The organism is Streptococcus sp. KHUD_015 (assembly GCF_051106265.1).
Classification (GTDB): Bacteria; Bacillota; Bacilli; order Lactobacillales; family Streptococcaceae; genus Streptococcus.
Genome location: NZ_CP193665.1, coordinates 1,970,226 through 1,977,500, shown reverse-complemented (window position 1 = coordinate 1,977,500; position 7,275 = coordinate 1,970,226). Strand labels below are relative to the sequence as shown.

Annotated in this window: 5 protein-coding genes and 8 tRNA genes; all 13 read left to right on the top strand. The window is 41.4% G+C overall.

Translation table 11 applies throughout. From position 1 onward, the window contains the following. Positions 1-49: 49 nt before the first annotated feature. The 13 genes from ACORHU_RS09425 to ACORHU_RS09365 all read left to right on the top strand — a co-directional run bounded on the left by ACORHU_RS09425 (position 50) and on the right by ACORHU_RS09365 (position 7,010). A tRNA-Ser gene (locus ACORHU_RS09425) sits at positions 50-139 on the top strand. 10 nt (positions 140-149) lie between these two features. After that, a tRNA-Met gene (locus tag ACORHU_RS09420) sits at positions 150-223 on the top strand. A gap of 3 nt (positions 224-226) precedes the next feature. Further along, a tRNA-Phe gene (locus tag ACORHU_RS09415) sits at positions 227-299 on the top strand. Positions 300-311: 12 nt separating this feature from the next. Continuing rightward, positions 312-392: transfer RNA gene (locus ACORHU_RS09410), tRNA-Tyr, on the top strand. A 4-nt stretch (positions 393-396) separates the two neighbouring features. Beyond that, a tRNA-Trp gene (locus ACORHU_RS09405) sits at positions 397-467 on the top strand. A 14-nt stretch (positions 468-481) separates the two neighbouring features. Continuing rightward, positions 482-554: transfer RNA gene (locus ACORHU_RS09400), tRNA-His, on the top strand. 13 nt (positions 555-567) lie between these two features. Beyond that, positions 568-639: transfer RNA gene (locus ACORHU_RS09395), tRNA-Gln, on the top strand. Positions 640-648: 9 nt separating this feature from the next. Next, positions 649-732, top strand: a tRNA-Leu gene (locus tag ACORHU_RS09390). A 107-nt stretch (positions 733-839) separates the two neighbouring features. Further along, the gene (locus tag ACORHU_RS09385) at positions 840-2,117 is read left to right on the top strand and encodes a gamma-glutamylcysteine synthetase (protein ID WP_434364433.1); all 1,278 of its coding nucleotides are present in this window, start codon (positions 840-842) and stop codon (positions 2,115-2,117) included. 75 nt (positions 2,118-2,192) lie between these two features. Next, entirely contained in the window at positions 2,193-3,677 is a 1,485-nt protein-coding gene (gene thrC, locus ACORHU_RS09380; RefSeq protein ID WP_434364432.1) for a threonine synthase, read from the top strand. 60 nt (positions 3,678-3,737) lie between these two features. Further along, the gene (locus ACORHU_RS09375) at positions 3,738-5,018 is read left to right on the top strand and encodes an MATE family efflux transporter (protein WP_434364431.1); all 1,281 of its coding nucleotides are present in this window, start codon (positions 3,738-3,740) and stop codon (positions 5,016-5,018) included. A 3-nt stretch (positions 5,019-5,021) separates the two neighbouring features. Further along, entirely contained in the window at positions 5,022-5,645 is a 624-nt protein-coding gene (locus tag ACORHU_RS09370; RefSeq protein WP_261054957.1) for an HAD family hydrolase, read from the top strand. Positions 5,646-5,807: 162 nt separating this feature from the next. Continuing rightward, on the top strand, positions 5,808-7,010 hold the full coding sequence (locus tag ACORHU_RS09365; RefSeq protein WP_000746054.1) for a LysM peptidoglycan-binding domain-containing protein: 1,203 nt from the start codon (positions 5,808-5,810) through the stop codon (positions 7,008-7,010). The last annotated feature ends 265 nt before the right edge of the window (positions 7,011-7,275 follow it).

Genomic DNA, 7,275 nt, shown 5'->3' with positions numbered 1-7,275 from the left:
TGATTTTTTCACTAAGAGGACACGGGATTGTTCCCGTATAGACTATTTTGGAGGATTACCCAAGTCCGGCTGAAGGGAACGGTCTTGAAAACCGTCAGGCGTGTAAAAGCGTGCGTGGGTTCGAATCCCACATCCTCCTTTTTTATTAACGCGGGATGGAGCAGCTCGGTAGCTCGTCGGGCTCATAACCCGAAGGTCGTAGGTTCAAATCCTGCTCCCGCAATAAGGCTCGGTAGCTCAGTTGGTAGAGCAATGGATTGAAGCTCCATGTGTCGGCGGTTCGATTCCGTCTCGCGCCATTTATATATTTTGGAAGGGTAGCGAAGAGGCTAAACGCGGCGGACTGTAAATCCGCTCCTTCGGGTTCGGGGGTTCGAATCCCTCCCCTTCCATTTTACGGGCATAGTTTAAAGGTAGAACTAAGGTCTCCAAAACCTTCAGTGTGGGTTCAATTCCTACTGCCCGTGTTAATAGAATTATGGCGGGTGTGGTGAAGTGGTTAACACACCAGATTGTGGCTCTGGCATGCGTGGGTTCGATCCCCATCACTCGCCTATTTTATATTATTGGGGTATAGCCAAGCGGTAAGGCAAGGGACTTTGACTCCCTCATGCGTTGGTTCGAATCCAGCTACCCCAGTTACTATTTGCCGGCGTGGCGGAATTGGCAGACGCGCTGGACTCAAAATCCAGTGTCCGCAAGGACGTGCCGGTTCGACCCCGGCCGCCGGTATAGTATAGAACTAGGAACGTAGTTAATCTTCGTTCCTTTTTTGTATTATTTTATGGTATAATAATAGTTATTCAAATTTTATTTAGATTAAGAAAGTGTAGGATAGTATGTCTCGTTCTATCGATTTATTAAAACATCGGTATTTGAAAAATATCAAAGAAAATCCTGAATTGTTTGTCGGGATTGAGCTGGAATATCCTGTTGTAAACTTGGAAGGGGATACTGCAGATGTTGAAGTTATCAAGGAATTATTCCGATATTTAGTTTCTGCTTTGGATTTCGATGTTGAAAAGGTAGATTATTTTGGCAATCCTATCCAGTTAGTGAATCCAGTAAGTCAGGATGCTATTTTATTTGAAGTTTCCTATACTACGATTGAGCTTGCATTTGGTAAAGTTGAAACGATACAAGAAGTTGAAGAACGTTTTAGTATTTATATGGAAGTAATCCAGAAGAAGTTAGCTGAATCAAATCATGCTATTGTTGGCTGTGGTATTCATCCCAACTGGGATAAAGATGAGAATTGTCCAGTGGCTTATCCACGCTATCAGATGTTGATGGATTATTTGAATTTGAGTAGAAATGTGACTAAATCAGAGTTGCATCATTTCCCTGAATATGGTGCTTTTATCTGTGGGAGTCAGGTTCAGCTGGATATTTCAAAATCCAACTACTTACGGGTGATTAATGCTTTTACTCAAATTGAAGGGGCTAAGGCTTATTTATTTGCCAATTCTGAGTTTACAGGGGCGGATTGGGATACGAAAATTTCAAGGGATATTTTCTGGGAAGAATCGATGCATGGTATCTATCCAGAAAATGTCGGAGTCAATGCTAGGCTCTTTAAAGATGAGGATGATTTTTTTGATTATCTAGATCATTCTGCAATTTTTACTGCGGAACGTAATGGACAAACATATTATTTTTATCCGATTCAGGCCAGGGACTATTTGGCTACATCTGAAATCCAAGCATATGCTCTGAATGGGGATGAGATTCTTATTTATCCTCAAGAGAAGGATTTTGAAACTCATCGTAGTTATCAGTACCAAGACTTAACGACTCGCGGAACGGTTGAGTTTCGTAGTGTGTGTACTCAACCTCTTGATAGAACCTTCGCTTCAGCAGCTTTTCACTTGGGATTATTGGTTAATTTAGATAAGTTAGAAGCTTACTTAGGAACAGCACCTTTCTTTAAAGAATCTGGGCGAAATTATAAGTTTTTAAGACGACAATTTTCTAAGAAAAAGCTTACAAAACAGGAAGAAACTGCGATTATAGAGTTTTCCAAAGACTTACTCCTGCTAGCTGAGGAAGGACTGGAGATGAGAAATAAGCAAGAAATGACCTACTTACAGCCTTTGAAAGAAGAATTGAATCTATAATTTCTCTTATAAAGGGAGAATTTTCTGAAAAATCATGATATAATGGTAGAGACTATAGATAAAGGATAGAGAGTAATGACATTAGTTTATCAATCAACGCGTGATGCGAAAAATACAGTAACTGCTAGCCAAGCTATTTTGCAAGGTTTGGCGACGGATGGTGGTTTATTTACACCGGTTACTTATCCAAAGGTAGATTTGGACTTTGACAAATTAAAAGATGCTTCTTATCAGGAAGTTGCTAAGTTAGTTTTGTCAGCATTTTTAGATGACTTTACAGCTGAGGAGTTGGACTACTGTATCAACAATGCCTATGATAGCAAGTTTGATACTCCAGCTATAGCACCATTAGTGAAATTAGACGGGCAATATAACTTGGAACTTTTCCATGGTTCAACAATTGCTTTTAAGGATATGGCCTTGTCTATTTTGCCATACTTTATGACAACAGCTGCTAAGAAACATGGCTTGGAGAACAAAATCGTCATTTTGACAGCGACATCTGGTGATACTGGGAAAGCTGCTATGGCAGGATTTGCGGATGTACCTGGTACTGATATTATCGTCTTTTATCCAAAGGATGGTGTCAGCAAGGTTCAAGAGTTGCAAATGACCACTCAGACTGGCGACAATACTCATGTTATCGCTATTGATGGTAACTTTGACGATGCGCAAACAAATGTGAAGCATATGTTTAACGATGTGGCTCTTCGTGAAAGATTAGCGGCCAACAACTTGCAATTTTCGTCAGCTAACTCTATGAACATTGGTCGTCTGGTGCCACAGATTGTCTATTATGTTTATGCTTACGCTCAGTTGGTCAAGACTGGTGAGATTGTGGCTGGTGATAAGGTCAACTTCACAGTACCAACAGGAAACTTTGGAAATATCTTGGCTGCCTTTTATGCTAAACAAATCGGTCTTCCAGTTGGTAAATTGATCTGTGCTTCAAATGACAACAATGTTTTGACAGACTTCTTCAAGACACGTGTTTATGATAAGAAACGTGAGTTCAAGGTAACAACTAGTCCATCTATGGATATCTTGGTATCTTCAAACTTGGAGCGTTTGATTTTCCATCTTTTGGGTAATGATGCGGTTAAAACAGCTGAACTCATGAATGCCTTGAATAGCCAAGGTCAATATGAGTTGACTAATTTTGATGCAGAGATTTTGGACCTCTTTGCAGCTGAATATGCGACTGAGGAAGAAACAGCGGCAGAAATCAAGCGTGTTTATGAGTCAGATTCTTATATCGAGGATCCACATACGGCGGTTGCCTCAGCAGTTTATAAGAAATACCAAGCTGCTACTGGAGATGTAACTAAGACAGTGATTGCTTCAACAGCTAGTCCATACAAGTTCCCAGTGGTTGCAGTAGAAGCGGTAACAGGAAAAGCAGGCTTAACTGACTTTGAAGCCTTGGCTCAATTACATGATATTTCAGGAGTGGCAGTGCCGCCAGCAGTTGATGGGCTTGAAACAGCTCCTGTTCGTCACAAGACAACAGTGGCAGCTGCTGATATGCAAGCAGCGGTTGAGTCTTATTTAGGACTTTAAGACAGAAGGAGTAAACTCGGTTGGGAAGCCAACTGAGTTTCTTTTCATCAGGAGGACGGATTGTTTAAGAAAAATAAAGACATTCTTAATATTGCCTTGCCAGCTATGGGCGAAAACTTTTTGCAGATGCTCATGGGGATGGTGGATAGTTATCTGGTTGCTCACTTGGGCTTGATAGCTATTTCGGGTGTATCAGTAGCTGGCAATATTATCACGATTTATCAGGCGATTTTCATCGCTCTGGGAGCTGCTATTTCCAGTGTTATTTCAAAGAGTTTAGGGGAGAAGAATCAGTCTAAGCTAGCCTACCATGTGACTGAGACGTTGAAAATTACTTTACTATTAAGTTTCCTTCTGGGATCTTTGTCCATCTTCGCTGGGCAAGAGATGATAGGACTTTTGGGGACGGAGAGAGATGTAGCTGAGAGTGGTGGACTCTACCTATCTTTGGTAGGCGGTTCGATTGTTCTCTTAGGTTTAATGACTAGTCTGGGAGCCTTGATTCGTGCAACGCATAATCCACGTCTGCCTCTCTATGTTAGTTTTTTATCCAATGCCTTGAATATTCTTTTTTCAAGTCTAGCTATTTTTGTTCTGGATATGGGGATAGCTGGTGTTGCTTGGGGGACAATTCTATCTCGTTTGGTTGGTCTTGTGATTTTGTGGTCGCAATTAAATCTACCTTTTGAGAAACCGACTTTTGGTTTAGATAAGGAACTATTGACATTAGCTTTGCCAGCAGCTGGAGAGCGGCTCATGATGCGGGCTGGAGATGTCGTGATCATTGCCTTGGTCGTTTCTTTTGGAACGGAGGCAGTGGCTGGAAATGCAATCGGAGAAGTCTTGACCCAGTTTAACTACATGCCTGCCTTTGGCGTTGCTACGGCAACGGTCATGCTGGTAGCTCGAGCAGTTGGAGAGGATAATTGGGAAAGAGTAGCTAGTTTGAGCAAGCAAACCTTTTGGCTTTCTCTGCTTCTCATGTTGCCCTTGACGCTTAGTGTCTATGCCTTGGGCATACCACTGACTCATCTCTATACGACTGATTCTCTAGCGGTGGAGGCTAGTGTGCTAGTGACACTTTTTTCACTACTTGGTACTCCTATGACGATAGGAACAGTTATCTATACAGCAGTATGGCAGGGTTTGGGCAATGCTCGGCTTCCCTTTTATGCGACAAGTATAGGAATGTGGTGTATCCGCATTGGAACAGGATATCTGATGGGGCTTGTTTTTGGTTGGGGCTTGCCTGGTATTTGGACCGGAACCCTTTTGGATAATGGTTTTCGCTGGTTATTTCTACGCTACCGTTACCAGCGTTATATTAGATTGAAAGGATAGGAAATGCAAAAAACAGCTTTTATTTGGGATTTAGATGGGACTTTATTGGACTCTTACGAAGCGATTTTATCAGGGATTGAGGAAACTTTTGCTCAGTTTTCTATTCCTTATGATAAGGAGCAGGTGAGAGAGTTTATCCTCAAGTTTTCTGTGCAAGATTTACTGGAGCAGGTGGCAGAAGAGCGAACTTTGGATGCGGAAGTACTAAATCAAGTGCGTGCCCAGAGTCTTGCTGAGAAGAATGCTCAAGTAGTCTTGATGCCAGGTGCGCGTGAAGTGTTGTCTTGGGCAGGCCAAGTAGGGATTCAACAGTTTGTTTACACTCATAAGGGAGATAATGCTTTTACTATTCTAAGAGACTTGGGTTTGGAATCCTATTTTAAAGAGATTTTAACCAGTCAGAGTGGCTTTGCGCGTAAGCCAAGTCCAGAAGCGGCTAACTATCTGTTAGACAAGTATCAGTTGAATCCTGACAATACTTATTATATAGGGGATCGGACTCTGGATGTGGAATTTTCCCAGAATAGTGGGATTCAAAGTATCAACTTTTTAGAGTCGACTTATGAAGGAAATCATAGGATTCAAGCGTTAGCAGATATTTTCCGTTTTTTTAAGGCTGAGCGATAAAAAGATTGTGTCAGTTTTGTGACAGAGACCTAACAAACTATTTCAAGTAACCGAGTTTGTTACAAGGAATAGACAGTTCTGTTAAATAGGCCCGAGAGGTCTTTTTTTCTGCATTTTTTGTGTTATGATAGACAGGTACTCATTTGAAAGGAATTTGAAAGAATGAAGAAAAGAATATTATTAGCCTCAACAGTAGCCTTGTCCTTTGCCCCAGTATTGGCAACTCAAGCAGAAGAACTTCTTTGGACTGCACGTAGTGTTGAGCAAATTCAAAATGATTTGACTAAAACGGACAACAAAACTAGCTATACCGTTCAATATGGTGATACCTTGAGCACCATTGCAGAAGCCTTGGGTGTAGATGTCACAGTTCTTGCGAATTTGAATAAAATCACGAATATGGACTTGATTTTCCCAGAAACTGTTTTGACAACGACTGTCAATGAAGCAGAAGAGGTAACGGAAGTTGAAATCCAAACTCCTCAAGCAGACTCTAGTGAAGAAGTGACAACTGCGACAGCAGATTTGACAACCAATCAAGTGACGGTTGATGATCAAACTGTTCAGGTTGCAGACCTTTCTCAACCGATTGCAGAAGCTCCAAAAGCGGTAGAAACTACAAGTACAAAAGAAGTAGCATCAAGTTCAGAAGTTACAGAGACAGTGATTGCTTCAGAAGAAGTCGCGCCATCTACAGGAAATTCTGTTTCAGAGAAGCAAACAGCCGAAACAAGCAATGCAGTTGCAGAAGCAGCTCCTCAGGCAACGACTCCAGCTGAGAAAGAGGAAACACAAGCAAGCCCTCAGGCTGAGTTAACAGTGGAAACAACTACAACTCCAGTAGAAGAAAAAGCAATAGAAACAACTGCAACAAGTTTAGAAGAAGTAAAAGAAGTAGCATCAAGTGAAGCTACACCAGCAGTTTCTACTTATCAACCAGAAGAGGTGAAAACAGTTTCAACAACTTACGCGGCTCCAGCTGCGCCCGATTATGCTGGACTGGCAGTAGCGAAATCTGAAAATGCTGGCCTTCAACCACAAACAGCTGCCTTTAAAGAAGAAATTGCTAACTTGTTTGGCATTACATCCTTTAGTGGTTACCGTCCAGGAGATAGTGGAGATCACGGAAAAGGTTTGGCTATCGATTTTATGGTACCAGAAGGCTCAAAACTAGGGGATAAGATTGCGGAATACGCTATTCAAAACATGGCCAGCCGTGGAATTAGTTACATTATTTGGAAACAACGTTTCTATGCTCCATTCGATAGTAAATATGGACCAGCTAATACTTGGAACCCAATGCCAGACCGTGGTAGCGTGACAGAAAATCACTATGACCACGTTCACGTTTCAATGAATGGATAAATCAGACTTTGTAATATCATTTTGACGAATGAGATCTAGCTTTCGTGATAGAGAGCGATTCTCGTTCGTTTTTTTCTTTGTCATACTCTTCGAAAATCTCTTCAAACCACGTCAGTTTTATCTGCAACCTCAAAGATGTGCTTTGAGCAACCTACGGATAGCTTCCTAGTTTGCTCTTTAACTTTCATTGAGTATCAATATGAATGGAAAATGGGAAGTTACCATTTTGCAATGATTGAAGCATGATTCTTGCAATTTATTTTAC